Origin of the sequence: Diaminobutyricimonas aerilata (genome assembly GCF_002797715.1) — a bacterium.
Lineage (GTDB): Bacteria > Actinomycetota > Actinomycetes > Actinomycetales > Microbacteriaceae > Diaminobutyricimonas > Diaminobutyricimonas aerilata.
In genome coordinates this window covers 189,502-216,231 of sequence record NZ_PGFF01000001.1, presented here as the reverse complement: position 1 = coordinate 216,231, position 26,730 = coordinate 189,502, and the positions used below count along the sequence as shown (strand labels likewise).

26 protein-coding genes are annotated in these 26,730 nt (G+C 70.5%); 11 read left to right on the top strand and 15 right to left on the bottom strand.

Annotated elements, in window-relative coordinates:
• Positions 1 to 6: 6 nt before the first annotated feature.
• Genes CLV46_RS01055 through CLV46_RS01045 form a run of 3 tightly spaced genes read left to right on the top strand, consistent with a single transcriptional unit; the run spans position 7 to position 1,903 of the window.
• A complete protein-coding gene (locus CLV46_RS01055) occupies positions 7 to 903 on the top strand; it encodes a hypothetical protein (protein ID WP_100363083.1) in 897 nt (298 codons plus the stop codon).
• A complete protein-coding gene (locus CLV46_RS01050) occupies positions 900 to 1,316 on the top strand; it encodes a phage holin family protein (RefSeq protein WP_100363082.1) in 417 nt (138 codons plus the stop codon). Before CLV46_RS01055 ends, CLV46_RS01050 begins: the two co-directional genes overlap by 4 nt.
• A complete protein-coding gene (locus tag CLV46_RS01045) occupies positions 1,313 to 1,903 on the top strand; it encodes a DUF3618 domain-containing protein (protein WP_100363081.1) in 591 nt (196 codons plus the stop codon). The genes CLV46_RS01050 and CLV46_RS01045 overlap by 4 nt, the downstream gene beginning before the upstream one ends.
• A 66-nt stretch (positions 1,904 to 1,969) precedes the next feature.
• On the opposite strand, the gene CLV46_RS01040 is transcribed toward CLV46_RS01045, so the two are convergent.
• The 6 genes from CLV46_RS01040 to CLV46_RS01015 all read right to left on the bottom strand — a co-directional run bounded on the left by CLV46_RS01040 (position 1,970) and on the right by CLV46_RS01015 (position 6,506).
• Positions 1,970 to 2,416 carry a nitroreductase family deazaflavin-dependent oxidoreductase gene (locus CLV46_RS01040; protein WP_100363080.1) on the bottom strand — a complete coding sequence of 149 codons (447 nt, stop codon included), beginning with the start codon at positions 2,414 to 2,416 and terminating at the stop codon, positions 1,970 to 1,972.
• 269 nt (positions 2,417 to 2,685) lie between these two features.
• Entirely contained in the window at positions 2,686 to 3,534 is an 849-nt protein-coding gene (locus CLV46_RS01035; protein ID WP_100363079.1) for an NAD-dependent epimerase/dehydratase family protein, read from the bottom strand.
• Positions 3,535 to 3,583: 49 nt separating this feature from the next.
• Complete coding sequence (locus tag CLV46_RS01030) at positions 3,584 to 3,976, bottom strand: AraC family ligand binding domain-containing protein (protein ID WP_157802180.1); 393 nt, start codon at positions 3,974 to 3,976, stop codon at positions 3,584 to 3,586.
• Positions 3,976 to 4,404, bottom strand: a complete 429-nt coding sequence (locus CLV46_RS01025; RefSeq protein WP_100363077.1) for a cupin domain-containing protein — start codon at positions 4,402 to 4,404, stop codon at positions 3,976 to 3,978. The genes CLV46_RS01030 and CLV46_RS01025 overlap by 1 nt, the downstream gene beginning before the upstream one ends.
• Positions 4,405 to 4,444: 40 nt before the next feature.
• The gene (locus CLV46_RS01020; protein ID WP_100363076.1) at positions 4,445 to 5,269 is read right to left on the bottom strand and encodes a phosphoenolpyruvate hydrolase family protein; all 825 of its coding nucleotides are present in this window, start codon (positions 5,267 to 5,269) and stop codon (positions 4,445 to 4,447) included.
• Position 5,270: 1 nt separating this feature from the next.
• Complete coding sequence (locus CLV46_RS01015) at positions 5,271 to 6,506, bottom strand: Tm-1-like ATP-binding domain-containing protein (protein WP_100365809.1); 1,236 nt, start codon at positions 6,504 to 6,506, stop codon at positions 5,271 to 5,273.
• A 288-nt stretch (positions 6,507 to 6,794) separates the two neighbouring features.
• Between CLV46_RS01015 and CLV46_RS01010 the strand changes: the two genes are divergently transcribed.
• Positions 6,795 to 9,401: a glycoside hydrolase family 78 protein gene (locus CLV46_RS01010; protein WP_100363075.1), complete on the top strand. Its 2,607-nt coding sequence runs from the start codon at positions 6,795 to 6,797 to the stop codon at positions 9,399 to 9,401.
• A gap of 148 nt (positions 9,402 to 9,549) precedes the next feature.
• Positions 9,550 to 9,891 (top strand): L-rhamnose mutarotase, encoded by a 342-nt coding sequence (locus CLV46_RS01005; protein WP_100363074.1) that lies wholly within the window; start codon positions 9,550 to 9,552, stop codon positions 9,889 to 9,891.
• A 41-nt stretch (positions 9,892 to 9,932) separates the two neighbouring features.
• On the opposite strand, the gene CLV46_RS01000 is transcribed toward CLV46_RS01005, so the two are convergent.
• From CLV46_RS01000 to CLV46_RS00990, 3 genes are all read right to left on the bottom strand, one after another.
• Complete coding sequence (locus CLV46_RS01000; RefSeq protein WP_100363073.1) at positions 9,933 to 11,117, bottom strand: multidrug effflux MFS transporter; 1,185 nt, start codon at positions 11,115 to 11,117, stop codon at positions 9,933 to 9,935.
• A 10-nt stretch (positions 11,118 to 11,127) separates the two neighbouring features.
• Positions 11,128 to 13,122 carry a beta-galactosidase gene (locus CLV46_RS00995; RefSeq protein WP_100363072.1) on the bottom strand — a complete coding sequence of 665 codons (1,995 nt, stop codon included), beginning with the start codon at positions 13,120 to 13,122 and terminating at the stop codon, positions 11,128 to 11,130.
• Between the two features lie 118 nt (positions 13,123 to 13,240).
• Complete coding sequence (locus CLV46_RS00990) at positions 13,241 to 13,666, bottom strand: VOC family protein (RefSeq protein WP_100363071.1); 426 nt, start codon at positions 13,664 to 13,666, stop codon at positions 13,241 to 13,243.
• Positions 13,667 to 13,754: 88 nt separating this feature from the next.
• Between CLV46_RS00990 and CLV46_RS00985 the strand changes: the two genes are divergently transcribed.
• A complete protein-coding gene (locus CLV46_RS00985) occupies positions 13,755 to 14,717 on the top strand; it encodes a helix-turn-helix transcriptional regulator (protein WP_100365808.1) in 963 nt (320 codons plus the stop codon).
• A complete protein-coding gene (locus CLV46_RS00980; protein WP_100363070.1) occupies positions 14,714 to 15,544 on the top strand; it encodes a CPBP family glutamic-type intramembrane protease in 831 nt (276 codons plus the stop codon). Before CLV46_RS00985 ends, CLV46_RS00980 begins: the two co-directional genes overlap by 4 nt.
• A gap of 64 nt (positions 15,545 to 15,608) precedes the next feature.
• Here the strand turns inward: CLV46_RS00980 and CLV46_RS00975 are convergent, their stop codons facing one another.
• The 6 genes from CLV46_RS00975 to CLV46_RS00950 form a co-directional block, all read right to left on the bottom strand.
• On the bottom strand, positions 15,609 to 16,253 hold the full coding sequence (locus tag CLV46_RS00975; RefSeq protein WP_100363069.1) for a hypothetical protein: 645 nt from the start codon (positions 16,251 to 16,253) through the stop codon (positions 15,609 to 15,611).
• A 9-nt stretch (positions 16,254 to 16,262) separates the two neighbouring features.
• Complete coding sequence (locus CLV46_RS00970) at positions 16,263 to 17,147, bottom strand: carbohydrate ABC transporter permease (RefSeq protein WP_245866412.1); 885 nt, start codon at positions 17,145 to 17,147, stop codon at positions 16,263 to 16,265.
• Entirely contained in the window at positions 17,144 to 18,142 is a 999-nt protein-coding gene (locus CLV46_RS00965) for a carbohydrate ABC transporter permease (protein ID WP_100363067.1), read from the bottom strand. The genes CLV46_RS00970 and CLV46_RS00965 overlap by 4 nt, the downstream gene beginning before the upstream one ends.
• 47 nt (positions 18,143 to 18,189) lie before the next feature.
• Complete coding sequence (locus CLV46_RS00960; RefSeq protein ID WP_100363066.1) at positions 18,190 to 19,491, bottom strand: ABC transporter substrate-binding protein; 1,302 nt, start codon at positions 19,489 to 19,491, stop codon at positions 18,190 to 18,192.
• A 221-nt stretch (positions 19,492 to 19,712) separates the two neighbouring features.
• Positions 19,713 to 20,807: a Gfo/Idh/MocA family protein gene (locus CLV46_RS00955; RefSeq protein WP_100363065.1), complete on the bottom strand. Its 1,095-nt coding sequence runs from the start codon at positions 20,805 to 20,807 to the stop codon at positions 19,713 to 19,715.
• Complete coding sequence (locus CLV46_RS00950; protein WP_157802179.1) at positions 20,797 to 21,657, bottom strand: DUF6807 domain-containing protein; 861 nt, start codon at positions 21,655 to 21,657, stop codon at positions 20,797 to 20,799. Before CLV46_RS00950 ends, CLV46_RS00955 begins: the two co-directional genes overlap by 11 nt.
• A 210-nt stretch (positions 21,658 to 21,867) precedes the next feature.
• Between CLV46_RS00950 and CLV46_RS00945 the strand changes: the two genes are divergently transcribed.
• From CLV46_RS00945 to CLV46_RS00930, 4 genes are all read left to right on the top strand, one after another.
• Entirely contained in the window at positions 21,868 to 22,908 is a 1,041-nt protein-coding gene (locus tag CLV46_RS00945) for a LacI family DNA-binding transcriptional regulator (protein ID WP_342746089.1), read from the top strand.
• Positions 22,909 to 23,481: 573 nt separating this feature from the next.
• Positions 23,482 to 24,615, top strand: coding sequence for a Gfo/Idh/MocA family protein (locus CLV46_RS00940; protein ID WP_100365806.1), 1,134 nt, complete (start codon positions 23,482 to 23,484; stop codon positions 24,613 to 24,615).
• On the top strand, positions 24,612 to 25,772 hold the full coding sequence (locus CLV46_RS00935; protein ID WP_100363063.1) for a dihydrodipicolinate synthase family protein: 1,161 nt from the start codon (positions 24,612 to 24,614) through the stop codon (positions 25,770 to 25,772). Before CLV46_RS00940 ends, CLV46_RS00935 begins: the two co-directional genes overlap by 4 nt.
• Positions 25,769 to 26,629, top strand: a complete 861-nt coding sequence (locus tag CLV46_RS00930) for a sugar phosphate isomerase/epimerase family protein (protein WP_100363062.1) — start codon at positions 25,769 to 25,771, stop codon at positions 26,627 to 26,629. The genes CLV46_RS00935 and CLV46_RS00930 overlap by 4 nt, the downstream gene beginning before the upstream one ends.
• The last annotated feature ends 101 nt before the right edge of the window (positions 26,630 to 26,730 follow it).

Below are 26,730 nucleotides of genomic sequence, written 5' to 3'. Positions count from 1 at the left end.
TGGGACATGACGTATACGAACACCCCCGCGACCCCGGACGACGGCGGCTCGGGCAGCGGAAAGCTTCAGGACGCCAAAGAGCAGGCGTCGAACCTCGGCTCGGAGGCGGCATCGGCCGGCCAGCGAGTCGCAGGAGTCGCCAAGGACGAGGTCGGCAACGTCGCCTCAGAAGCCAAGTACCAGGCGAAGGACCTGCTCCACCAGGCCCGCACCGAACTCACCGATCAGGCGGGTCAGCAGCAGCAGCGGGTCGCCGGTGGACTCCGGTCGCTCAGCGACGAGCTCAACAACATGGCGCAGAGCTCAGAGGGCGGGATGGCCTCCGACCTCGTGCGCCAGGCGGCCACACGCGCCGGTGACGTGGCGGGCTGGCTCGACCAGCGCGACCCCGGTTCGCTGCTGCAGGAGGTGCAGGACTTCGCCCGCCGCAAGCCGGGCGTGTTCATCGCCGGCGCGGCGATCGCGGGCATCCTCGCCGGTCGCCTGACTCGCTCCCTCGCGGGCGGGTCGAGCAGCTCGAGCGGGTCCACGGGATCCTCGACGGCCGCCGACACGACGCCGACGACGGACCTCACGGGAACGACGGCCGACTCGTACGCGGGCGGCAGTACCTACACCGCCGGCAACGACGGCGCCCTGGGTGCCGGCGTCGGCGGCGGACTCGGCGCAGCGGGCGCCGCGTACGCCGCGCCCGCCACGGCGACCACGCCGATCGACGACGAGTTCGTCGACGAGCGCCCCGCCTCCGCGGGCGCCGAGACGCCGCTCTACGGCGCGACCGCATCGCAGTTCTCCGCCGCCGGTGACGAGTCGGATGACGACGCGAACACCTCCGAGTGGAACGCCGGCAACGGTGACCCGTCGCCGTCCGTCGGCGGCGGAGCCGAGGACGTCCGACCATGACCGACGCGAGAACGCCGTCGGAGGAACACGCGGCGAACGCCTCGCTGGGCCAGCTGTTCAGCGAGGTCACCCGCGACCTCTCGACTCTCATCCGCCAGGAGGTGGAGCTCGCCAAGGCCGAGCTCACCGACTCGGCGAAGAAGGCGGGCAAGGGCGCCGGGCTGATCAGCGGCGCCGGCTATGCGGCCCTCATGGCCGTGCTCTTCCTCTCCGTGGCCCTCTGGTGGGGCCTCGGACACCTCATCGACAACGGATGGTCGGCGGTCGTCGTGGCCCTGATCTGGGGCGTCATCGCCCTCATCCTGTTCTCGATGGGGCGCAAGGAGATGAAGCAGGTCAAGGGTGCCCCGCGCACCGCCGAATCGATCAAGAAGATCCCCGAAACGCTGAAAAGGAATGAGGAGAACCGATGAGCAACCCGGATCAGATCCGCGCAGACATCGAGGCGACCCGGGCGGAGCTCGGGTCGGACGTCGACGCCCTCGCCGACAAGGTGACCCCGTCGAAGATCGTCGGCCGTCAGACCGACAAGGTGCGTGACGCCGTCGGCTCGGTCAGGGACCGCGTCATGGGCGTCGCCGGAGACGCGAAAGACAAGGTGTCGTCGGCCGGCAGCAGCGCCTCCGGCGGTGTCTCGGGCGTGGGCGACCGCGTCTCGGGTGCCGCGAGCTCGGCCGTCGCGCAGGCGAAGGGCAATCCGCTCGCCGTGGGCCTCATCGCCTTCGGCGTCGGCTGGCTCGTCGCCTCGCTGCTCCCCGCGAGCGAGAAGGAGAAGCAGCTCGGCGCATCCGTGAAGGAGGCGGCGCAGCCGCTCGTGCACGAGGTGACGGATGTCGCCAAGCAGGTCGGCGAGAACCTCAAGGAGCCGGCGCAGGAGGCTGCGCAGGCCGTGAAGGAGACCGCGACCGACGCCGCCGACAACGTGAAGTCGGAGGCCGGGTCGGCCGCCGGCGACGTGAAGGACCAGGCCCAGGAGGCACGGCAGAACTTCAGCAGCTGATCTGCCGCACCGGATGCCGGTCCGTCGCTTCCGCGGCGGGCCGGCATCGCTGTGTTGCGGAGAGGATCAGCTGGCGTCGTCCATCGGGGTGAGCACGAACAGCGGGATGGTGCGCTCCGTCTTCACCTGGTAGTCGGCGTAGGGCGGGTAGGCCGCGACCGCGCGCTCCCACCAGACCTGGCGCTCCTCACCGAAGACCTCGCGGGCGACGTAGTCGCGCTTGACCGCGCGATCCTGCAGCTCGACGTGCGGGTGCTTGACGAGGTTGTAGTACCAGACGGGGTTCTTCGGGGCACCGCCGAGCGAGGCGACGACGGCGTACTCGCCCTCGTGCTCGACGCGCATGAGGGCGGTCTTACGCAGCTTGCCCGATTTGGCGCCCACGCTCGTGAGCACGATGACGGGGCGCCCGTAGAGGTCGCCGCCCTCCTCACCGTTCGTGCTCTCGTACTTCTCGGCCTGGGTGCGGGCCCACTCGGCGGTGCTGGGTTCGTAGTCTCCGGTCAGCGGCATGCCCCCATTCTCGCCGGTGTTCCGGCGAGTTCCCTTCGACAGGCTCAGGGAACGGACACGCCCGCTGAGCCCGTCGAAGCGGGTCGTACGACGGTTCCCTTCGACAAGCTCAGGGAACGATCACGCTCGCCGAGCCTGTCGAAGCGGGTCGTACGACGGTTCCCTTCGACAAGCTCAAGGAACGATCACGCTCGCTGAGCCCGTCGAAGCGGGTCGTACGACGGTTCCCTTCGACAAGCTCAGGGAACGACGCTCAGGGAACGCGCGTGTCACTCGGGCACGTATTCGGCGCGCCACAGGTGCTCGGCACGGAACCCGAGCACCTCTTGCGCCTTCCGGGTGGAGAAGAGCGACTCGTACTCGCCGAGCGGCTCGCGCACCGGCGTGCCCGGGAACCACGCCGCGGCGAGCTCCGCGCTCGGCACGGCGTTGCCGGAATCGGGGGCGGCGATGTTGAACACCTCGTGTCCGGGCCGTGCGTGCCGCAGCGCGAGCGACACGGCGAGCGCCCCGTCGCGGGCGTCGACGTACGAGCCGATCAGGTCGCGCCGATAGGTCGGATCTGCCGCGCGGGCGAAGGTGCCGTAGTCCCCCGCCGCGACGATGTTGGTGAAGCGCAAGGCGGTGAACGACGCCTCCGGCGCCCAGCGCACCAGCTGCCCGGCCATCGCCGCCTCCATCACCTTCACGAGCGCGTAGGTGTTGTTCGCCGCCGTGTACTGCTCGTCGACGGGCAGGTAGGGCGGGGCGTCCTCGAACGGGAACCCGGCCGCGGTGATGCTCGACGCGTAGACGATCGTGCGGATGCCCGCCCGATGCGCCGCGAAGAAGACGTTGAACGAGACGGCCATGTTCGAGTGGAAGGTCGTGGCATCCGGAACCAAGCCGTTCACCGGGATGGCCGCGAGATGCACGAGCGCGTCGAGTCCGCGGTGACGTGCGGTCACGCCGAGGAGCGCGTCGAGCGTCTGCCCGTAGTCGGTGAGGTCGACGCGCGTGAAGCCCACCCCGGCCGACCCGGCGAGGTCGAGCCCGAGCACCTCGTGCCCCTCGGCTCGCAACCGGTCGACGGTCGCCCGTCCGAGCTTGCCGGAGCTTCCGGTGACGGCGATGCGCATGGGGTCCTCTCGACGGTGCGGATGCGGGTTGCAGCAGGCAGGGCGGGATTCAGCGGGTGGGGAAGTCCGCGGGCAACGGCGCCGCCGGCACGTCGTGCCCCGCGGCATCCGCCTCGGTCTCGTGCAGGTGGCCGGTGCGCCCGCCGGCGGGCATCCCCGTCTCGAGGAAGAACCCGGTGAGCGTCTCGTACACCTCGAGCACGTCGTGCACGTCGCCCGCTCGGGTGAGCACGAAGTCCCCCGCCTGAACGTAATGCTCCTCGCCGTCGCTGAACACCTTCGCCTTGCCGCCCGAGATGAACCACACCTCGTGGTCGTCGTGGAAGTGCCGTTCGAAACGTCCACCGTCCACCGGCACGGAGAACCGGCCGATCGCGGCGATGTCGCTCCACTCCGGCTTGTTCTCGGGCGAGTGCCACTGCCCCGGGCGGTAGACCGGCACTAGTTCGCCTGCGCCCAGAGCGGGGCGACACCCGGCTCGAGCAGCTTCGCGTCGGGCAACCCGTCGAGCCCGGTCTCGGCACCGCCCGGGGTGTAGACGACCACGAGCCGTAGCGGACGCCACGTGGCGTTGTAGGTGGAGTGCACCGTGCCGCGCGGGATGTAGATCGCATCGCCCTCACGGATCGGGAACGCGGGTCCATCCCCGACGGTCTGCTCGCCCTCGCCGGAGATCACGTAGATGACCTCCTCCTCACCGGGATGGGAGTGCGGGTCGTGGCCCTGGCCGGGCTGGATGATGACCTCGCCGGTCGTGAGGCCGGCGCCCTCGTCGAGGTGCGGGGTGACGAGCCACTTGATCGTGCCCCAGCCGAAGGTGCGTGTGGGCACCTCGTCGGGGCGGCGGCCGTTCTGGGCGGTTGCGGGCATGGTCGTTCTCCTTCTCGGATCGTGCGGATGGGGTCGGCGCTCAGCCGAGCTCGATGGACTTGAAGTTCTCGATCTGCGCCTTGATGGCACGTTCGGTGGGCAGGCGCTCCGCGGAGGAGGCGCCGAAGAACCCGGCGACCCCGTCGGTGTGCTGCAGGATGTACGCCGCATCCTCGGGCTCGGCGATCGGGCCGCCGTGGCAGAGCACGATCACGTCGGGGTTCACCTTCACCGCGGCGTCGCGCATCTGCTGCACGCGGTGCGCGGACTCCTCGAGGGTGAGGGCCGTGTGCGCCCCGATGGTGCCCGCCGTGGTGAGGCCCATGTGCGGCACGAGCACATCCGCCCCGGCCTCGGTCATGGCGATGGTCGACTCGACGTCGAACACGTATGGGGCGGTGAGCAGGTCGCGTTCGGCGGCGAGGCGGATCATCTCGACCTCGAGGTCGTAGCCCATCCCCGTCTCTTCGAGGTTCTGCCGGAACACCCCGTCGAAGAGCCCGACGGTCGGGAAGTTCTGCACGCCGGCGAACCCCATGCCCTTGAGCTCGTCGAGGAAGCGCCCCATCATGCGGAACGGATCGGTGCCGTTCACACCGGCGAGAACGGGCGTGTCCTGCACGATCGGCAGCACCTCGCGGCTCATCTCGACGACCACCTGGTTGGCGTCGCCGTAGGCGAGCAGCCCGCTCAGCGAGCCGCGTCCGGCCATCCGGTACCGGCCGCTGTTGTAGATGATGATGAGGTCGACGCCGCCCGCCTCGGCGGACTTCGCGGAGATGCCCGTGCCGGCGCCCGCTCCGATGATGGGGCGTCCGGATGCGGCGGTCGCCGTGAGGCGTTCGAGTGCGGTCGTGCGGTCCATGTCAGTTCCTCCCGCGGATGAGCCGGTCGAGCTCGTCGGCGGCGCGCACCGCGAACCCGTCGTCGTTGATGTGGTGGTCCGAGTCGATCACGGTGACCGCGCTGCCGTCGACGCCCCGCAGAACGGCGTCGAAGAGCGCGTCGTCGGCGGCCGTGTCGGCGAACGGCATGCCCTCGGCGTCGAGGGCGGAGACACCGGCGCGGGGCACCATGAGCACCGTCGGTGCCACCGCCGCGGCGAGCTTCGCGCCGATGCGACGGCCGAGTTCGGCGTTCTCCTCGACCGTCGTGCGCATGAGCGTGATGGTCGGGTTGTGGATGAAGAAGTGCCGATGCTCGAACCGCTCCGGCACGGTGTCGCGCGGACCGAAGTTCACCATGTCGAGCGCGCCGAGGCTCACGACCTGCGGCACGCCGGCATCACCGGCGGCGGTGAGCCGCGCGGGTCCGGCGCTGAGCACTCCCCCGACGAGGTCGTCCGCGAGTTCGGTGGTGGTGAGGTCGAGCACGCCGGCGAGCAGCCCGGAGGAGGCGAGCTTCTCGATCGCGCGCCCGCCCGATCCGGTGGCGTGGAAGACGAGCACCTCGTAGCCGAGCTCCTCGAGGCGCGCCCGCGCCGACTCGACCGCCGGGGTGGTGACGCCGAACATCGACGCGGCCACGAGCGGGCGGTCGTCGTACTGCTCGTCCGCCCGGCGGGCGGCGTAGGCGTCGGCCATCCCGGCGATCGCGGCGGCGGCGTTGCCGAGCACGGAGCGGGAGATCTGATTGATTCCGGAGATGTCGACGACCGAGTACATGAGGGTCACGTCGCTTGCGCCGACGTAGGGCGACACGTCACCGGATGCCATGGTCGAGACGATGAGCTTCGGCAGTCCGATCGGCAGGTCGCGCACCGCACGCGCCGCGATCGACGAGCCTCCGCTGCCGCCGAGGGCGAGCACGCCGTCGAGGCGACCCTCGCCGTACAGGCGCTCGAGCACGACGGCGGCGCCCTCGCCCATCGTCGTGGTGGCGACACCTCGATCGTTCCCCGCGACGAGCTGCTCGATGTCGGAGCCCGCGGCACGGGCGACCTCATCGCGGCCGACGGCGATGTCGCCGGTGTAGCCGTGGGTCGGCGAGGTGCCGGTCTCGACGACGAGCACCTCCACCCCGGAGGCGGCGAGGCGATCGGCCATCCACTGGTATTCCGCGCCCTTCGTGTCGAGGGTGCCGACGAGCGCGACGACGCTCATGCGCATCGGGCGGGGTCGAGCGGGTGAGGGTACGTCATCGTCTCTCCTGTTCATCGTCGAACGCCGGGGCACTGCGGGTGCGCCGGCCGAGCCGCCGCGCGTCGCCGCCTGCCACCACCGCAGACGACGACGCGGAGCACCTCGCGGCGCCGCACTTCCGCCATCATCACTCGCATTTTGAAACGTGTCAACCAGCGATTGGTTGTGATGTAGCATCCGTTTTGAAACGTCTCATGTGGCAGGTCCGCCGTCGCGTGAGCCGCCCAGCTCAGAGAGGACGGGTGCCCAATGTCGGTCACCGTTGCCGCACCCACGGTCGAACACCATCGCGAACCCTTCGGCATCGGCGAGCGCCGCCCACGCCTGTCGTGGAAGACCACCGCGCCGGCGGGCTGGGCGCAGAACGGGTACGACCTCGAGGTGAGCCGGCCGACAGGCGTCGAGGTGACGCACGTGGACACCTCGCCGGATTCGGTCCTCGTGCCGTGGCCATCCGCGCCGCTCGCGTCGCGGGAAGCGGCCACGGTGCGGGTGCGCGTGCGCGGAAGCGACGGGGAGACCTCGCCGTGGAGCCCGCCGACGACCCTCGAGACAGGGCTGCTCGACCCGGGCGACTGGGTCGGCGTGCCGGTCACCGGCGACTGGCCGGAGGACCGCGAGTCCGACGACCGCCGCCCTCCGCTCGTCCGTCGCTCCTTCACCGCCGAACGACCCGCCTCGGCCCGCCTCTACGTCACCGCGCACGGCATGTACGAAGTCGAACTCAACGGACGCCGCGTCGGCCGCGAGGCCCTCGCCCCCGGGTGGACCGTGTACCGCGAGCGTCTGCGCTACGCCACCTACGACGTGACGGCCTATCTGCTCGACGGCGACAACGCGATCGGCGCATGGCTCGGCGACGGCTGGTACCGCGGCCGTATGGGCTGGCGGGGCGGCTTCCGCAACCTCTTCGGCGACGACGTGTCGCTCATCGCCCAACTCGAACTCCGTTACGCCGACGGTCGCGTGCAGACGATCGCCACGGACGGCTCTTGGCGAGCCGCCTTCGGCCCGATCATCGCGACGGGCAACTACGACGGCGAGGTCTACGACGCCCGGGAGGAGCACGACGGCTGGTCGAGCCCGGGCTTCGACGACACCGGATGGACGCCCGTGCGCCTCACCCAGCGTGACCCCGCGACCCTCGTCGCGCCGACCGGTCCGCCCGTGCGCTGCACCGACGAACTCGCGCCCGTCGCGGTGCTCGACACCCCGAGTGGCGGCACCGTGCTCGACTTCGGACAGAACCTCGTCGGCCGCGTGCGCATCCGTGTCTCCGGCGCATCCGGCACCGTCATTACCCTGCGCACCGCGGAAGTGATGCAGGAGGGCGAGATCTACACCCGCCCGCTCCGATCGGCGAAGTCGCGCGACATCTACACGCTGCGCGGGTCGACCACCGAGGCACCCGAGGAGTGGGAGCCGCGCTTCACGTTCCACGGCTTCCGCTACGTCGACGTCTCCGGTTGGCCGGGCGACATCCGGGAGGCGGTCGACAACGGCGATCTGGTCGCGCGGGTGTACCACACCGACATGGAGCGCACCGGCTGGTTCGAGTCGTCCGATCCGCTCGTGAACCGCCTGCACGACAACGTCGTGTGGGGCATGCGCGGCAACTTCGTCGACATCCCCACGGACTGCCCGCAGCGCGACGAGCGCGTCGGCTGGACGGGTGACCTGCAGGTGTTCGCACCCACCGCCTCCTTCCTCTACGACTGCTCGGGGATGCTCGACTCGTGGTTGCGCGACGTCGCGATCGAGCAGTTGGAGGACGGTACCGTCCCCTGGTACGTGCCCGTGATCCCCGCGCATCACATGTGGACGCCCATCCGACCCGGCGCCGTGTGGGGGGATGTCGCGGTGCTCACGCCGTGGACCCTCTTCGAGCGGTTCGGCGACCGCGGCCTGCTCGAGCGCCAGTACGACAGCGCGAAGGCGTGGGTCGACCTGATGGACCGGCTCGCCGGCGACGACCACCTGTGGAACGAGGGGTTCCAGCTCGGCGACTGGCTGGACCCGGCCGCTCCCCCGCAGGATCCGGCGGACGCGCGCACCGACCGCTACCTCGTCGCGACGGCGTACTTCGCCTGGTCGACCCACCACCTCGCACGCACCGCCCGGGAGCTCGGCAAGACGGACGACGCGGCCCGGTACGCCGCCCTCGCCGACGCGGTGCGGGAGTCGTTCGTCGCCGAGTACGTCACCCCGGACGGCAGACTCACGAGCGACGCGCAGACCGCGTACGCGCTCGCCATCCGCTTCGGGCTGCTGCCCGAGCACCTCGTCGCCCCGGCCGGGCGCCGGCTCGCCGAACTCGTGGCGGAGGCGGGCAACCGCATCGCGACCGGATTCGCCGGCACCCCGGTGGTGTCGGATGCGCTGAGCGGTACCGGTCATCTCGATGCGGCGTACGACCTGCTGCTCGAGCGCGAGTGCCCGTCGTGGCTCTACGCCGTCACGCAGGGGGCGACGACGGTGTGGGAGCGCTGGGACAGCCTGCTTCCCGACGGCACCGTGAACCCCGGCACGATGACCTCGTTCAACCACTACGCGCTCGGTGCGGTCGCGGACTGGCTGCACCGCGTTGTGGCGGGCCTCGCCCCCGCGCAGCCCGGGTACCGACGGATCGCGTTCCGCCCGCAACCCGGCGGCGGTCTCACCTCGGCTCGCGCCGAGCACGAGACGCCCTACGGTCGCGCGGCGATCTCGTGGCGACTCGACGGCCACGCCCTGCGGGTCGAGGTGACCGTGCCGACGGGCGCCACCGCGATCGTGCAGCTGCCGGGTGAGGATGCGGTCGAGGTCGGCAGCGGCACCCACCACTTCGAGCGCGTGGCGGTCGCCGCCACGGCGTGACGCCGCGCGGCACCTCGGCCGTTTCCCGTCGCGAATCGCGGGTGAGGCGGTGGGCGACCCGCAAGTCGAGACGGGAATCCGCCCGACCAGCGCGCCCGACCCCGCGCTACGCTGGAATGAATCGGTTCATCGAGACGATGGAGTGCCCATGCAGCGCGTCTGCTTCCAACTGCAGGTCAAGCCCGAGCGACTCACGGAATACCGCGAACGGCACGCCGCCGTGTGGCCGGAGATGCTGCGAGCACTCAAAGACACCGGATGGAACAACTACTCGCTCTTCGTGCGCGATGACGGGCTGCTCATCGGCTACTTCGAGACGGAGTCGCTGGAGGCGGCCCAGGAGGGGATGGCGCGCACCGACGTCAACGCTCGCTGGCAGGCCGAGATGGCGCAGTTCTTCGTCGACCTCGAGGGGGCGCCCGACACCGGCTTCCTGCAGCTGACCGAGGTCTTCAACCTCGAGGAACAGCTCGCCGCCCTCGAGCGCTAGCCGCACCGCGTCCGGGCCGCCGCACCGCATCCGGTCCCGCGCTACCGCGCGCCGCCGCGGCCGCGCAGGAGAGCTCCGGCGGCGAGCGCCGCGAGTTGCGCCACCACCATCACGACCGCCGTCGGCACCGCCGTGCCGACGCCGAGCAGGCCGGCCACTGGGGAGACGAGTGCGCCGAATCCCATGTTGACCGCGCCGAGCAGCGACGCGGCGGTGCCCGAGCGCTCACCGTGGGGAGCGAGAGCGAGCGCCTGGTTCGCCGGGTTGAAGACGCCCAGCGCCAGCGTGAAGAACCACAGCGGCACGAGCAACGACCAGAACCCCCACTGCGGCAGCAGCGCGACGCTCGCGAGCAGCAGCACGGCGGATGCGGCGGTCCCGATCGTCGCGAGAGTCGCGATCCGCGCGGGGTCGATACGACGCGACCACCGCGCGCTGAGTTGCGAGCCGACGATCATGAGTGCGCCGTGGGAGGCGAACACGATCGCGTACTGCCCGGGGTCGAGTCCGTACACCTCCTGGAACAGGAAGGCCGAGGCGGCGAGGTACGAGAACATCCCGACCCACACGAGACCGCCGGTGACGACGGCGGCGCGGAAACCACCGTCGCGGGCGAGGGTTCGGTAGTCCGCGGCGAGCCGACCCCGCTCGCGAGCGACCCATACCCGCGACTCCGCGAGCGCCAGGCCGACCACCACCACGAGCACGAGTCCGTAGGCGGCGAGGCACCAGAACTGCCCGCGCCAATCCATCACATAGAGGAGCACAGCGCCGAGAGACGGGGCCAGCACGATCGCCACCCCGTTGATCGCCGCGAGGCGCGCGAGTGCGCGCACCATCTCGGCGCCCTCGAAGTGATCGCGCACGACCGCGAGGACGATGACCCCACACGCGGCGGCGGCCATCCCCTGCACGAATCGAGCCGCGATGAGCACCTCCACGGTTGGGGCGAGCGCGCTCGCGCCCGAACCGACCACGCTCAGCAGCAGCACGGCGAGCAACGGACGGCGGCGACCGACCGCATCCGACACCGGACCGGTGACGAGCTGCCCGAGCGCCATGCCCACGAACGCAACCGTGAGCGTCACCTGCACGAGCGCGGCCGAGGTGTCGAGGTCACGCTGGATCTGCACGAACGCGGGCAGGTAGAGGTCCATCGTGAGCGTCCACAGCGTCTGCACGCTGCCGAGCGTCGCGATGAGCAACGCGGCGCTGCGGCCCTTCACGCCGACCGGCTCAGGCGCGACGCAGTACGGCGGACGCGAACGGTGCGAGCTCGAGCTCGGTCACGGGACCACCGTCGAGCATCGCCACGTGCTCGAGCGCCCCCGCATCGAGGTGCGCGGTCTCGTGCCCGTGGTTGATGAGCGTGAGCACGCCGCCGCGCTCGGCGACCTCGACGTACTCGGGCAGGGCGGGGATCGACGGTGCCACTCCCGCCTCGGTGAGCACGTGCCGGGCGACCGTGCGGCATCCCGCCTCGTCCGGCACCGTGGCGAGGTAGTACGCCCGCCCCGCCCCGGTCGTCGCGACGGTGAAGGCGGCGCGACCCGCCGAGCGCCCCGACGTGAAGCGGCCGAGCACCTCGGCCGTCTCCGGCTCGATGTACTCCGCGAGCAGTCCGCCGGTGAACTCCCCCGCGACCGACTCGACCGCGACGTGCGTCTCGCCGACGGTTCCGGGCAGCGCCAGGGCGCCGAAGTCCTCGAGCCAGACACCGAGGGCCCCGCGCAGGCGGGTGAGGTAGCCGCCCTCGAGGAACCGGTCGTCGTGGTCGACGACGTCGCTGAACGCCGTCACGAGCAGATGCCCGCCATCCTCCGCGAAGCCGCGCAGCGCATCCGCCCCCGCCTCGTCGAGCAGGTACAGCTGCGGCGCGATGACGACCTTGTAGGCCGACAGGTCGCTGCGCGGATGCACGAAGTCGACCTGCACGTGATCCCGATGCAGCGCGCGATACCAGCGCCGAACGAGGTCGAGGTAGTCGAGCACGACCGGATGATCGGGGTTCGAGATCGCCCACCAGTTCTGCCAGTCGAACACGAGCGCGACTCGGGCGCCGGAGCCGACCGGGAGCTGCGGCAGCACCTTGAGCGCAGCGCCGAGGTCGACGACCTCGTGCCAGGTGCGGGCGCGCAGGCCCGCCTGGGGCACCATCGCGGAGTGGAACTTCTCGGCGCCGCCGCGTGACTGCCGCCATTGGAAGAACAGGATGCCGTCGGCTCCGCGGCCGACCGCCTGCATGCTGAGGGCCGCCATCTGTCCGGGCAGCTTCGGCGCGTTGCTCGGGCGCCAGTTGAGCGCACCCGTCGACTGCTCCATGAGGATCCAGGGCACATCCGGCTTGAGCGAACGCACGAGGTCGCGCTGGAACGCGGAATCGCGGAAGCTCTCCGGATCGTTCGGGTCGGGATAGGCGTCGTCCGAGACGACGTCGACCTCCTGCGCCCACTTCCAGTAGTCGAGCGGCATGAACGGACCCATGAAATTGGTCGTCACCGGTTGGGTCGCACCGGCGGCGCGGATGATGTCGCGCTCCATCGTGTACAGCTCGAGGAAGCAGTCGGAGGTGAACCGGCGGAAGTCGAGCAGCTGCGTCGGGTTGTGGCTGTACGGCGCACGGCGCGGCGGCAGGATCTGCGAGAACGCGGTGTACCGCTGCGACCAGAAGTCGGTGCCCCATGCCGCGTTGAGCGCGGCGATGGTCTCGTACTTGCGCTCGAGCCACTCGCGGAACGCGATCGCCGCGACATCCGAGTAGTCCGCGTGCATGTGGCACGCGTACTCGTTGTTCACGTGCCACATGACGACGGCCGGATGCTGCGCGTAGCGTTGCGCGATGGCGGTCACGAGTTCGCGGGCGAGCCGGCGGTAGACCGGCGACGCGGGGGCGTAGTGCTGGCGGCTCCCGGGCGAGTACACGACGCCGTTCTCGTCGCGCGGAAGCACCTCGGGGTAGGACTCGACCATCCACGGCGGCGGCGAGGCGGTCGCCGTCGCGAGATCGACCGTGATGCCGCCGTCGTGCAGCAGCCCGATCACCTTGTCGAGCCAGTCGAAGTCGAACACTCCCTCGGCGGGCTGGATGCGCGACCACGAGAAGATGCCGAGACTGACCATCGTGACGCCGGCCTGCTGCATGAGCAGCACGTCATCCGCCCAGATCTCCTCGGGCCACTGCTCGGGGTTGTAGTCGCCGCCGTAGTGCATCTTCGCTCCTCGGGAGGTCATGGGAACGACCCGTCGCCATGGCGGGTCGCGCGTCCAGCTTAGTCGGAAAGCGCTTGCCGGATGGGCGGGGACGGGTTCGCGAAGTGACTTACCAGCGAGTCGCGATTGCGGCGGGCGACTACTCGGCCGGCCGCTTCCCGACGGAGGCGAGTACGTCGAGGTAGTGCTGGTTGTACATGACCCCGAGCACGTTCCCGAACGGATCGATCACCGAGGCGGTGACGAATCCGGGACCGTGCTCGGTCGGAATGGCATGCGACACCCCACCGTGCTCGAGCAGGCGTCGGTAGGCAGCCTCGACATCGTCGACGGCCCAGTAGACGACCGCACCGGCCGCCACCTCGCTCGCCGGGTGCGGCGCGAAGCGGCGGTCGAGGAAGCCGAACTCGTGCTGGTAGTCGCCGAGCCGGTATTCGATGTAGGCGAGGCGACCGCCGAAGTCCTTCCCGTAGTACGGCTCGATGCCGAACAGCGGCGTGTACCACTTCTTCACCTCGTGGAGGTCGTCGGCGAAGAAGTTGACGGTGGTGAGTCCTCGGAACATGGTGCGGTCCTTTCGATCGTGGTCGTGATTCAAGCCTCCACTTCAAAGTGCGCATCCTCTGAGCACTTTTCCGACGAAGATGGACGACATGCGTGCCGACCGTCTCATCGCCGCCCTGCTGCTCCTGCAGGGGCGCGGGCGCGTGACCGCGAGAGAGCTCGCCGAGGAACTCGAGGTGTCCGTCGGCACCGCACGGCGCGACCTCGAGGCGCTCTCCGCCGCGGGGATACCGGTGTATCCCCAACCCGGACGCCACGGTGGCTGGTCGCTCGTCGGCGGCGCGCGCACCGATCTGACCGGTCTCACGGCGCCCGAGGCGCAAGCGCTCTTCCTGCTCGTCGGACCGGCGGCGGCCGTCTCCGACGAAGCGAAGGCGGCGCTGCGCAAGCTGGTGCGCGCGCTGCCCTCGACGTTCCGCTCCACGGCGACGGCCGCCGCACGCTCGACGATCATCGATCCTGCGCGATGGGGGGACCGCGTGACGGAACGGCCACCCATGGTCGAACTGCTCCAACGTGCCATCGTGCAGAACCGGAAGGTGCGGATCGTCTACTCGAGCCCGTCGGCACCGCGCAGCGAACGGACGATCGACCCGTGGGGCCTCGTCGACAAGGACGAGGTCTGGTACCTCGTCGCCGGCACGCCGCGCGGGCGGCGCACCTTCCGCCTCGACCGCATCCTCGACGCCGAGCAGGCGGAGGACTCGTTCGAGCGTCCGGACGACTTCGATCTCGCGACCGCGTGGGACGAGATCGTGGGCGAGATGGAGGAGCGCCGCTCTGCGACATGGGCTGCGGTGCTCATCCCGTCCCGCTTCGTGCCCATCCTGCGCGATCACTTCGGGCAGCACTGCCACGTCGAGGAGGATCACGACGACGGCCGCTCCCGCGTGCGACTGGGCAGTCCGACTCCGCTCGACATCGCCCGCAACCTCGCCGGGTGGGGCGCCGACGTCGAGGTGCTCGAACCCCTCGAGGTGCGAGCCGAGCTGCACCGGATCGGCTCCGAGCTCGCCGCCCGCTATCCGCCGCCTGGCATGCTTGAGCCATGACGACCGTCGAGAACCGCACCATGCCGCGCGTCTCGCTCAAACTCGTCCCCGCGCTCGGTGTCGCCGCCTCCGCATTCCTGCTCTTCGTGGTGGAGTCGTCGCTCGCCGGCTACATCGTGCTGGCTGTCAGCATCGCCTGGTCGGCCCTCATCGAGCGTGAGTACTTCCGCGACCTGCTGCTCATCGGCATCGGACTGACGATCGTGAGCTCGATCTCGGTCGCGGCCGACATCAGCTACCCGAACATGGCGCTCATGGGGGCGGTGCTCACCGCGTCCGTCGCCGTGCCGTTCCTCATCGACCGCTTCGGATACAAGCGCGCGGCCATCCGCTTCCCCTGGCGGGCCGGACAGCCGTGGACGCCGCTCGAGCGCAGCTACCTCTTCGCGGTGCCGCTGCTCGGCTGGCTCATCCTGCCCTTCTACTTCATCACCTCCGGCGCGTACCGCAACTGGCCGGTCGTCGACCACTTCGACGAGATCGCCCGGCTCTTCGTGGGCGTGAACGCCGTCGGCACGTGGGACGAGCTGTTCTTCATCTGCACGGTGTTCGCGCTGCTGCGACGGCACTTTCCGCTGCTGCTCGCGAACCTGCTGCAGGCGGCGATCTTCGTGTCGTTCCTGTGGGAGCTCGGCTACCAGAGCTGGGGCCCGTTGCTCACGATCCCCTTCGCGCTGCTGCAGGGGTACATCTTCACGCAGACGAAGTCGCTCACGTACGTGCTGATCGTGCACCTGCTGTTCGACTTCATCGTCTGGCTCGTCATCGTGCACGCGCACAACCCGGGACTGCTGCCGATCTTCCTCGTGCCGAGCCCCGGCGGCTGACGTCGCACGCTGAGCCTGTCGAAGCGGGTTGCACGAGCTCCCTTCGACAGGCTCAGGGAGCGGGTCAGTCGCGGCGCGGGCGTTCCGGCACCGCGAGGGATGCGAACACCAGGCAGCCGAGCGCGGGCACGACGAGCGGCGGCAGCTGCCAGGTGACCACCGCGACGAACCCGGCGGCCGCGATCACATAGAGGGCGCCCGCGACGTCGTCACGCCAGATCCGTGGCAGCCCCCGCAGGGCCGCGCGCCACCCCGTCTCGGGCGACCACCCGCGCGCCGCGGTGACGAGGGCGAGCACGAGGAGCGCCACCCCCGCGCATCCGGCGAGCCCGACGATCGGGGCTCCGGGCACGACCGCGTCGATCGCGAGGGCGAGGTCGACCGCGAGTGCCACCGCGAGCACGAGCGCGGCGAGCCCGAGCGGCAGCGACCGCAGCACGTGGCGGGCGTCGTGCAGCAGCGCCGCCCATCCGGACTCCTCCGCGGCGAGGTACCGCCGCAGGTGACGGTGGCCCAGCGCGAGCGCGAACGGCACGGTGATGAGAGGCACGGATGCCACGGCGACGATCACCCCGGTGAGCAGCACCTCGCCGAACAGCGCAAACGCCCTCGTCGCGCCCGGCCAGCGGGGCGCGACGCCGCCCGCGCGCACCGGGCCGGAGCCGGAGAGCTCCGCCCGGCGCGCGGCACGTTCCGCGCGTCTGGACACCGCGGGAGCCTAACCCTTGAGCCCCTGGGTGGCCACGCCGGCGACGAGGAACCGCTGGAACACGATGAAGAACAACAGGATCGGCACGAGCGCGAGCATCGACACCGCGACCGTGGCTCCGTAGTCCGAGGTGCTCGTCGCGTCGTTGTAGAGCCGCAGCGCGATCGGCAGCGGGTACTTCTCGGGCGAGGTGATGTAGAGCAGCGGCCCGAGGAAGTCGTTCCACGTCCAGATGAAGCTGAAGATCGCCGAGGTGATGAGCGCCGGCTTGATGAGCGGCAGGATGATCGACACGAAGGTGCGGATGTGGCCCGCACCGTCGATGCGGGCCGCCTCGTCGAGCTCGCGCGGCAGTCCGCGGATGAACTGCACCATGAGGAAGACGAAGAACGCCTCCACCGCGAGGAACTTGCCGATCAGCAGCGGCACGTACGTGTCGATGAGGCCGAGCTTCTGGAACACGATGTACTGCGGGATGATCAGCACGTGGAACGGCAGCAGCAGCGTTCCGATCATCGCCGCGAAGAACACGCCGACACCCTTGAAGCGGATGCGCGCGAAGGCGTACGCGGCCATCGACGACGAGATGAGCGTGCCGACCACCGCGATCGAGGCGATGAGCAGCGAGTTGCCGAAGAAGCGCCACAGCGGGGTTCCGCCGATGCCCTCGGCGACCTTGACGTAGTTCTGCAGTGTCGGGCTCTCGGGGAACAGCCCCGGGTTCGAGCCGAACTCGCTCGACGGCTTGAACGTCGAGAAGACGAGCCACACGAGCGGGTACAGCACGAGCAGGGTGAGCAGGGTCAGTGCCACCGCCCAGACGATCGTCGCGACGCGTTTGCGGGTCGGCTGACGACGCGTGCCGATGGGGCGGGCGGCGGTCGTGGCGGTCACTTGCTGTCTCCGCTGTAGTGCACCCAGCCGCGCGAGGTGCGGAAGAGCACGAACGCGATGATCGCGACCACGACGACGAGCACCCAGGCCATGGCCGACGCGTACCCCATCTGTTGATCGCTGAAGGCCCGCTTGTAGAGATAGAGCGTGTAGTAGTTGGTCATGCCTCCCGGCCCTCCGCTGCCGTTGGAGATGATGAACGCGGAGGCGAAGATCTGGAACGCGTGGATCGTCTCGAGCAGCAGGTTGAAGAAGATGACCGGCGAGAGCATCGGCAGCGTCACGCTGCGGAACCTGCGGAACGCGCCCGCTCCATCCACCTCGGCCGCCTCGTAGAGCTCACGCGGGATCTGCTTGAGCCCGGCCAGGAAGATCACCATCGGGGCACCGAACTGCCAGACCGCCAGGATGATCATCATCGGCACGACGAGGTCGACGTTGCCGACCCATCCGCCCAGCTCGATGCCGAAGATGTTCAGTCCCGAGTCGACGGGCCCGTCGTTGGCGAACATCGCACGCCACACGATCGCGACGCTGACGCTCGCACCGATGAGCGAGGGGGCGTAGAAGGCTGAGCGGAAGAAGCCCGAGCCGCGGTCGCGGTAGTTCAGCAGCATCGCGATGCCGAGCGCCGCGGCGAGCTTCACGGGCGTGCCGACGAGCACGTAGATCGCGGTGATCCCCACCGACTTCATGTACACCGGGTCGTCGGTGAACATGCGCACGAAGTTGTCGATGCCGATGAACTTCGGGTCGGTGAACAGGTTGTAGCTCGTGAACGCGAGGTAGAGCGAGATGAGCATCGGACCGACCGTGAGGCCGAAGAAGCCCACCAGCCAGGGCAGAAGGAACCCGTAGCCGGCCACGTTCTCGCGTCGCGAGGCGGGCTTGCGGCGGGGCGGCCGGGCGGCGCCGCCCGCCCGGGACTCCCCCGGGCGGGCGGCGTCGACGACAGCCGGAGGCGGCACCGGCGTCGCGGTCGCTGCGTTGGTCATGGTGTGTCTCCGGATCTCGTCTTCGAGCGGTCGGATGCGGTGCGAACCTACTGGTTCAGCACGACATCCATCTCGGTGAAGAACTGCTCCACGGCCTCATCGACCGTCACGACGCCGAGGCCGAGGTCGGTGCCGATGACGCGGAACTTCTCTTCGAGGCTGCCGTAGCCGACGATCGGCACGGCGGGCGGGTCGCCGAGGCGATCGCTGATCGACTCCTCGTACTCCTGGATCTGCGCCTCGAGTCCGCCCAACTCGACGCCTTCGAGCTGCGTCTCGGATGCGGGCAGACCGCGGTTGGTGCCGAAGGCGGCTCCGACCTCGGGGGCGTTCACGAGGAAGTTGAGCAGCTCGACGGCCTCCTCCGGGTGCTCGGTGTTCGCCGAGATGGTGTGCAGCATCGAGGGCTTGAGGTACAGGTCCTTCGCGCCCTCCTCGGTGATCGGCGGTTCGACCAGCAGCAGCTCGGTGTAGCCCTCGCCGAGGTTGCCGAGGTAGCCGGCACCGAAGTTGTCCCAGGTGAGCTCGCTCGCGGTGATCGCCGAGTCGAAGCCCGACAGCGGGTACACCTCTTCGAGGCGCTGCTGCGGAACGCCGGCGCCCTCGCGGAACGGTGCGCCCTGCTCCCAGAACGCGCGCAGGTCGTCTTCGTCGAACCCGGGCTCGCCGTCATCGTTGAAGAGGTAGGAACCCTGGGCGCGCAGCTGCAGTTCGAAGTTCTGAATGCGACCCGTGAAGTCGGTGCCGCCGTAGATCGGCTGCCCGGCCGCGGCCGCGGCATCCGTCGTGGCCTGCACCCAGTCGGTGTAGTCCTCCCAGCTGCCGCCGCCCTCGTACGGCGCGGCGCCGATCGACTCGAGCAGCTTCGGGTTCTGGTAGAGCGTCCACGCGTTGGTCGACGTCGCGATGCCGTAGGTGGTGTCGTTCACGACGCCGATGTCGAGGATCTTCTCGTCGATCGGGTCGGTGTCGATGCCCTCGCCGAGGTGCGGGCCGAGGTCGAGCAGCAGCCCGTTCTCGGAGTACTGGCGCAGGTAGGAGTAGTCGAACTGCATCACGTCGGGCAGGCCGCCGCTCGTGGACTCGATCTGGCGCTTCTCCCAGAACTCGGGGAAGCCGAGGAAACTCACGTTCACCTTGATGTCGGGGAACTCCTCGTTGAACGCCGCGATCGCCTCGTCGTACATCTCGGCGCGCACGTCGTTGCCCCAGAAGGCGAAGTCGAGGGTGACGGGCCCGTCGGAGCCCTCGTCGCCGGACCCGCCGGCGCATGCGGTGAGTGCGAGGACACCGGTGGCGGCGATCGCCGTGACCGTGCTGCGGATACGCGCCCTACGTGATCTGAACATCCTTGTCCTTTCGGAACGTCATCGTTACCTGGTGCGGACGTTTTCGGGAAAACGCTTCCCCCAAGGATAGGCATGAGGTCCGAGCCGGTCAATGCGCATCCGGAAAATCGATTCAACGATGTAATGACGCGCGCCGCGCAACGAGCCGCGGTGGTCGGTGCGGCGGCCGCGCGACGGTCACGCGGCGGGCACCCCGCGGTCGCCGCGTGGCCCCGGTGGGCTCAGCGCGGCGGCCGCACCTCGGTCACGGGAGCCTCGAGCGCGCCGCGCAGACCCGGGTCGCTCAGCTCGCTCCGCCGCACCTCGCGGCCGAGGCGCGCGGAGGCGTAGAGCGCCGCCACGAGTTCGAACGAACGCAGCGGATCCGCCGCGACGGCCGGCAGTCCGGCACCCGCGAGCAGCGCGTCGTACACCTGGCGCACGAGGTCGTCGTGGCCGCTCGCCCGCTCGTCGTCGGGCAGCCGCCACGACGCCACGGTGGCGTCGTCGACGTCGCGGCGCGGCGTGATGCGCCAGTTCGCGTGGGCGTGACCGTAGAGGTGCTCGAGCTCGATCGTCGCGAGCTCGGTGTCGATGCGGATGACGCTCGTCTCGCGCGGCGAGAGCACGCTCGTCACGACCGACGCGATCGCGCCCGCGTCGAATCGCACGACCGCGGTGGAGAGGTCCTCCGTCGCCACGTCGCGATCGAGCCGCCACAGTTGCCCGCTGACGGCGGCCCAGTCGCCGAGCAGGTAGGCCAGCAGGTCGAGCTGGTGGATGCCGTGACTCAGCGTCGTGCCGCCGCCTTCGGTCTCCCAGCGCCCGCGCCACGGCACGGCGAAGTAGTCCTCGCCGCGGAACCACAGCGTGTGGCACAGCGCGACGAGCGGCCGGCCGAGCGCCCCGGAGGCGAGCAGGTCGCGCACGTGCTGTGCCGCGCTGCCCGTGCGCTGCTGGAACACGACCGCGAGTCGCCGGTCCGCGCGCTCCGCCGCGGCCAGCATCCGATCGATCTCGGCGAGGGTGAGCGCCGGGGGCTTCTCGACCACGACATGCGCACCCGCCGCGAGCGCCGCATCCGCCTGGTCGGCATGCACCCCAGGTGGTGTGCAGATGTGCACCACATCGGGCGACTCGGCGGCGAGCAGCGACGCGAGGTCGTCGTACACGGCCGGTTCGCCGTGCAGGGCGGCGAAGTCGTGCGCGCGGTCGGGGTCGTGGTCGGTCACGGCGACGAGCGCCGCGCCGGTATAGGCCGCGATCGCCGCGGAGTGCGAGGCGGCGACGGCACCGGTGCCGATGATCGCGGCGCGCAGCACAGGTTCAGAGGACACCGGTGGCTCCGTTCAGGATGCGAGCGGCGGCCGCCGCCGCTTCGGGTCGGGTCAGCGCGCCGTCGGCGACGAGCACGGCGTGACGGATCGCGAGGGTGCCGCCCGAGGCGAGCACGGTCTCGGAGCTGAAGAACGGCGCCGCGCACAGCCCGGCGAACTCCTCCGTGCGCAGGAACCACTCGCGCGAGGCATCCCGGTCGACCATGAGCACGGTCGCGTCGGATGCGGCGAGGGCGACCCAGCGCGACCGCGTGCCGCGCAGCTCGTCGCCGCCGGTGCCGTGCTCGTCGAACACGGTCGCCCCGAGGAACCGCGGATGCGCGCGCAGCATGAGTCCGCCGTAGCCGGCATCCGGACGCCCCTCCGTGGTCGGCGATCCGAACACGAGGTCGCCGTCGGTCACGTTCTCGAGGGCGGTGTCGACCTCGAGGATCCACCCGCGCTCATCGGTGCGGGCTCGCAGGACCCGACGCTCGGCAAGCACCGGGCGACCGTCGGCCGCTTCCCACCGCACCCGCTGCACCACCGCATCCGCCGCCGGCTCGAACCCGAGGTGCACCTGGCGTCCGTCGTTGTCGAGCTGCCGGTACCCCTCGCCGCGCACGAACGTGGGGCCGCCCCAGAAGTTGTGGCCCGAGACGTTCGCGATCGCCCACGAGAGCCCGTGATGCCACGGATGGTCGGCGGGGCGGTGGTCGCTGACGACGACACCGGATGACGTGCGCAGCGGGTGCGCGAACGGGCGGGGCGACTCGAGCGGCGGCGCGTCGGAGCGGTAGGTGTAGCGCGCGAGTCCGTCGCCGAAGTCGAGGGCGGTGCCGTCGTCGCGGATCGGGACGGTGGAATCCACGGGAACCCCTCCCCCGCTCGTATGCCGCTCCATCGCGCCTCCGCATCCCGTGACCTCGGCCGGGGCATCCCCGACGACCCGACCATCATGCCACTCGGGGAAAGCGATTACCCAGCTGTTCGGCCGCTCCGCCGGGCGGGCACCTCCACCCGCTGAAACCGTTTCCCATCCTGCTAGCATTCGCGAGAAGTGGCCTGCGGAAGGAGCCCCGTGCGCGTGCCCATGCCCCGCTCAGCGGCGACGCTGCACGACGTCGCGCGCGAGGCGGGCGTCTCGCTCGCGACCGCATCCCGGGCACTGAACGGCTCGACCCGTCGCGTGAACGACGCCTACCGCGCTCGCGTGCTCGCCGCCGCAGAGAAGCTCGACTACCGGCCCAACTTCTCGGCGCAGGCCGTCGCGCGCGGCGCGACCTCCACGGTCGCGCTCCTCGTCGCGGACATCGCCGATCCCTACTTCTCGTCCATCGCATCCGGTGTGGTGCGCTCCGCCGAGGCCGCCAACCTCGTCGTGACGATGGCCGTGACCGACCGCGACAACGACCGGGAGCTGGCTCTCGTGCGCGTCATCCGGGGGCAGCGCCCGCGGGTGCTCATCCTCGCCGGCAGCCGCTTCACCGGCGCCGACGACCACGCGCTCGAGGCGGAGCTGCGCGGCTTCACCGAGTCCGGCGGACGCGTCGTGCTCATCAGCCAGCACGAACTGCCCTTCGACACGGTGGCCCTCGCGAACCGCGAAGGAGCCCGGGCTCTCGCGGAGCGGCTCGTCGAACTCGGCTACCGTCGCTTCGCGGCGATCGCCGGGGCGGCGGCGCTGCGCACATCCGATGATCGGGTCGACGGGTTCTGCGACGGGCTGCGGGCCGCGGGCCTCGACCTGCCGGATGACCGCGTCGTGCGGGCACCCTTCACCCGCGACGGCGGTTACGAGGCGGGGCGCGAGTTGCTCGCGCGCGGCGTCGACGACATCGAACTCGTGTTCGCGGTCAACGACGTGATGGCGATCGGCGCGATGTCCGCGTTCCGCGATGCGGGCGTGCGCCTCCCCGAGGATCTCGCCGTCGCCGGATACGACGACATCTCGACGGCCCGCGACGTGACCCCGCCGCTCACGACGGTGCGCGTGCCGCTCGTGGAGGTCGGCGAGTGCGCGATGCGCCTCGCGCTGCGCGAGCCGGACGAGGGCGGTGACCGCACGGAGACCGTCGCATCCGAGGTGGTCGTGCGCGAGAGCACCCCGCCCCGCCGCTGACCCCGGGTTGCACCGCGCTCCTCGCACCGCGCCCCGCGGGGGTGTCGGAACTCAGGAGTTCCAACCCTCGCGGCGCACCTCCGGAGCCGTGTCGGAAGTTCAGGGGTTTCCACGCGCGCGGCGCCGCTGGTGGGGCGGTTTCGGGCTTCCGCTGCGCGGAACTCCTGAGTTTCCGACATCGCGACTTGTCATCGATGCGGCTTCCGTCGGCAGTCGAGAACGCCGGGCGGGCGTCGTCAGGCCGCGCGGCTCCGGGCGGCGAGGTGTCGGAAATTCAGGGGTGTCGACCCGCGGGGCAGCGGATCTCCGCGCCAGAGGCGAGCGAGCGGCCCAGGAACTCCTGAATTTCCGACACAGCGACCTCGCGAGCAGCACCGTTGACAGGCATCCGGAACGTCCGACTCGCGCAACCCCGAGGGGCGCCGTCGGACGCACGACCAGAGGCCGCGACCACCGGCGCCCGCCCCGCCGCTCACCTCACCATTGCGATGGGAAAGCGGTTACCCATACACTCTGAGCAACCGCACGAACGAACAAGGGAGTCTCGTGGCCCACGCCCCCATCGGCATCATCATGAACGGCGCAACCGGACGCATGGGCTACCGGCAGCACCTCGTGCGGTCGATCCTCGCGATCCGCGACCAGGGCGGTGTGCGCCTCTCCGACGGCTCCCTCGTGCAGGTCGAGCCGCTGCTCGTCGGGCGCACCGAGTCGAAGCTCGCCGAACTCGCCGCGAAGCACGGCATCGAGCACTACACCACCGACCTCGACGCCGCGCTGGCCGATCCGCGCTGGCAGATCTACGGCGACTTCCTCGTGACGAAGGCGCGCGTCGCCGCCATCGAGAAGGCGATCGCCGCCGGCAAGGCCATCTACACCGAGAAGCCCACGGCGGAGACGTTCGAGGATGCGCTCGAGCTGGCCCGCAAGGCGGATGCCGCGGGCATCAAGCACGGCGTCGTGCACGACAAGCTCTACCTCCCGGGCCTGCTCAAGCTCAAGCGCCTCATCGACTCCGGTTTCTTCGGCCGCATCCTCAGCGTGCGCGGCGAGTTCGGCTACTGGGTGTTCGAGGGCGACTGGGCGCCGGCGCAGCGCCCGAGCTGGAACTACCGCAAGGAGGACGGCGGCGGCATCGTCGTCGACATGTTCGCGCACTGGAGCTACGTGCTCGAGAACCTCTTCGGCCGCGTCGAGTCGGTGTACTCGCGCGCCGTCACCCACATCCCGGAGCGCACCGACGAGGCCGGCGCGGCGTATCCGGCGACCGCGGATGACGCCGCGTACGCCGTGTTCGAACTCGAGGGCGGCGTGATCGCGCAGCTCAACTCGAGTTGGACGGTGCGCGTGAACCGCAAGGAGCTCGTCGAGTTCCAGGTCGACGGCACCCACGGCAGCGCCGTGGTGGGGCTGTTCGGCGCGAAGATCCAGCCGCGCAACGCGACCCCGCGGCCCACCTGGAACCCCGACCTGCCCGAGACCCACGACTACGCGGGCGACTGGCTCGAGGTGCCGGATGCCGAGACCCCCGAGAACGGGTTCAAGCGGCAGTGGGAGCAGTTCATCCGCCACGTGGTCGAAGACGCCCCGCACCCGTACGACTTCTACGCCGGCGCCCGCGGGGTGTTGCTCGCCGAGAAGGGGCTCGAGAGCTCCGAGTCGGCGCGGCGCGTCGACCTACCCCTCGTCGGCCGGGACAACGGATGACCGACCTCCTGCTGCTGCACGCCGACGGCTCCACACGCACGGAGTCGCTCGCCGAGGCGCCCGCGTTCCGCCGGCCGACGCGCCCGCTCACCTCGCGGGTCGCCTACGCCGCCGCCCACGTGGTCCCGCGCATCGCCGGTGAGAACGTGCCCGGACATCCGGCCGACATTGACTGGGACGCGACGCTCGCGTTCCGGCGTCACGTCTGGTCGTGGGGGCTGGGAGTGGCGGATGCGATGGACACCGCCCAGCGGAACATGGGCCTGGATGCGCAGGCGACCCGTGACCTCATCCGCCGCAGCGCCGAGGCGGCGCGCGAGGTCGGTGGCGACCTCGTCGTGGGCGTCAACACCGACCACGTCGACGAGGAGCACATCCCCCTCGAGCGCGTGATCGACGCCTATGTGGAGCAGCTCGAGTTCACCGAGGAGCAGGGCGCCGGGGTCGTGCTCATGGCGAGCCGCCACCTCGCCCGCGCCGCGCAGAGCGCCGCCGACTACGAGCGCGTCTATGACGCCGTGCTCTCGCGGGCGACGGGTCCGGTCGTGCTGCACTGGCTCGGCGAGGCGTTCGACCCGAACCTCGCCGGGTACTTCGGATCGCGCGAGGTGCCGGCGGCGACCGACACCGTGGTCGCGATCATCGAGCGGCATCTCGAGAAGGTGCGCGGCATCAAGATGAGCCTGCTCGACGCCGACGCCGAGATCGCCGTGCGCAGCCGACTCCCCGAGGGCGCGACGCTCTTCACGGGCGACGACTTCAACTACGTCGGGCTCATCGCGGGCGACGGCGAACGGCACTCGGATGCCCTCCTCGGCGCGTTCGCGGCGGTCGCGCCGAACGCCTCGGCCGCGATCGCGGCGCTTGACGCCGGCGACACGGAGGCCTACACGCGCATCCTCGGCCCCACCGAGGAGTTGTCGCGGCAGATCTTCGCGGCGCCGACCTGGTTCTACAAGACGGGCGTCGCGTTCCTCGCCTGGCTCAACGGACACCAACCGGCGTTCACCATGGTGGGCGGACTGCACTCCGCGCGCAGCCTGCCGCACCTGAGCGAGATCGTGCGGCTCGCGAACGCCGCCGGCGCCCTCGAACGACCCGAGCTCGCTGCCGCCCGTTGGCACTCGATGCTCACCGTGAATGGAGTGCACCGATGACGCATCCGCGCCTGTCGCTCAACCAGGCGACCATCAAATACGCCGACCTCGACGAGGCGCTCGCGGTGCCGGTGGCCGCCGGTTACGAGAGCATCGGCCTGTGGCGCGAGCCCGTGCAGGCGGTCGGGGTGCCGGATGCCGTGCGCCGCGTCGCCGACAGCGGCCTGCGGGTCTCCAGCCTCTGCCGCGGTGGGTTCTTCACGATCGAGGAGGGCCCCACGCGCCGCGCCGCGATCGACGACAACCGCCGCGCGCTCGACGAGGCTGCGGCGCTCGGCGCGCCGGCGCTCGTGCTCGTGGCGGGCGGACTCCCGGAGGGGTCGCGCGACCTGATCGGCGCCAGATCCCGCGTGCGCGACGCGCTCGGCGAGCTCGCCGACCACGCACGCGACACCGGCGTGACGCTCGCGATCGAGCCGCTGCATCCGATGTACGCCGCCGATCGCGCGGTCGTGTCGACGCTCGCACAAGCGCTCGACCTCGCGGCCGACTTCGCGCCGGAACAGGTCGGCGTCGTGGTGGACACCTTCCACGTGTGGTGGGACCCGGCGCTCGAGGCGTCCGTGCGGCGTGCCGGCGCGGAGGGACGCATCGCGAGCTACCAGGTGTGCGACTGGGTCACCCCGCTGCCCGCCGACGTACTGCTCGCGCGCGGCTACCCGGGCGACGGACACATCGACTTCGCCCCGATCACCGCCCTCGTGGAGGAGGTCGGCTACACCGGCGACATCGAGGTCGAGATCTTCAACCAGTACGTGTGGGACGCGCCGTTCGCCGACGTCGCTCGCATCACGGCGGAGCGCTTCGACGCGCTCGTCGCGCCGCACCTGCGTCCGATCCCCGCCCCGGTCGCCTGACCGCAGCCGGCCGACCGCATCGCCGTGGCGACGACCACCGCATCCAACCCGACCACATCCGCGCCGGACCGGCCCGCGCCGACGATCTCCCGTCGCACATT

Coding starts and splice junctions, on each gene's coding strand:
- CLV46_RS01055 (WP_100363083.1), top strand. CDS start 7: ATGACGTATACGAACACCCCCGCGACCCCGGACGACGGCGGCTCGGGC.
- CLV46_RS01050 (WP_100363082.1), top strand. CDS start 900: ATGACCGACGCGAGAACGCCGTCGGAGGAACACGCGGCGAACGCCTCG.
- CLV46_RS01045 (WP_100363081.1), top strand. CDS start 1,313: ATGAGCAACCCGGATCAGATCCGCGCAGACATCGAGGCGACCCGGGCG.
- CLV46_RS01040 (WP_100363080.1), bottom strand. CDS start 2,416: ATGCCGCTGACCGGAGACTACGAACCCAGCACCGCCGAGTGGGCCCGC.
- CLV46_RS01035 (WP_100363079.1), bottom strand. CDS start 3,534: ATGCGCATCGCCGTCACCGGAAGCTCCGGCAAGCTCGGACGGGCGACC.
- CLV46_RS01025 (WP_100363077.1), bottom strand. CDS start 4,404: ATGCCCGCAACCGCCCAGAACGGCCGCCGCCCCGACGAGGTGCCCACA.
- CLV46_RS01020 (WP_100363076.1), bottom strand. CDS start 5,269: ATGGACCGCACGACCGCACTCGAACGCCTCACGGCGACCGCCGCATCC.
- CLV46_RS01015 (WP_100365809.1), bottom strand. CDS start 6,506: ATGAGCGTCGTCGCGCTCGTCGGCACCCTCGACACGAAGGGCGCGGAA.
- CLV46_RS01010 (WP_100363075.1), top strand. CDS start 6,795: ATGTCGGTCACCGTTGCCGCACCCACGGTCGAACACCATCGCGAACCC.
- CLV46_RS01005 (WP_100363074.1), top strand. CDS start 9,550: ATGCAGCGCGTCTGCTTCCAACTGCAGGTCAAGCCCGAGCGACTCACG.
- CLV46_RS00995 (WP_100363072.1), bottom strand. CDS start 13,122: ATGACCTCCCGAGGAGCGAAGATGCACTACGGCGGCGACTACAACCCC.
- CLV46_RS00990 (WP_100363071.1), bottom strand. CDS start 13,666: ATGTTCCGAGGACTCACCACCGTCAACTTCTTCGCCGACGACCTCCAC.
- CLV46_RS00985 (WP_100365808.1), top strand. CDS start 13,755: ATGCGTGCCGACCGTCTCATCGCCGCCCTGCTGCTCCTGCAGGGGCGC.
- CLV46_RS00980 (WP_100363070.1), top strand. CDS start 14,714: ATGACGACCGTCGAGAACCGCACCATGCCGCGCGTCTCGCTCAAACTC.
- CLV46_RS00965 (WP_100363067.1), bottom strand. CDS start 18,142: ATGACCAACGCAGCGACCGCGACGCCGGTGCCGCCTCCGGCTGTCGTC.
- CLV46_RS00960 (WP_100363066.1), bottom strand. CDS start 19,491: ATGTTCAGATCACGTAGGGCGCGTATCCGCAGCACGGTCACGGCGATC.
- CLV46_RS00940 (WP_100365806.1), top strand. CDS start 23,482: ATGAACGGCGCAACCGGACGCATGGGCTACCGGCAGCACCTCGTGCGG.
- CLV46_RS00935 (WP_100363063.1), top strand. CDS start 24,612: ATGACCGACCTCCTGCTGCTGCACGCCGACGGCTCCACACGCACGGAG.
- CLV46_RS00930 (WP_100363062.1), top strand. CDS start 25,769: ATGACGCATCCGCGCCTGTCGCTCAACCAGGCGACCATCAAATACGCC.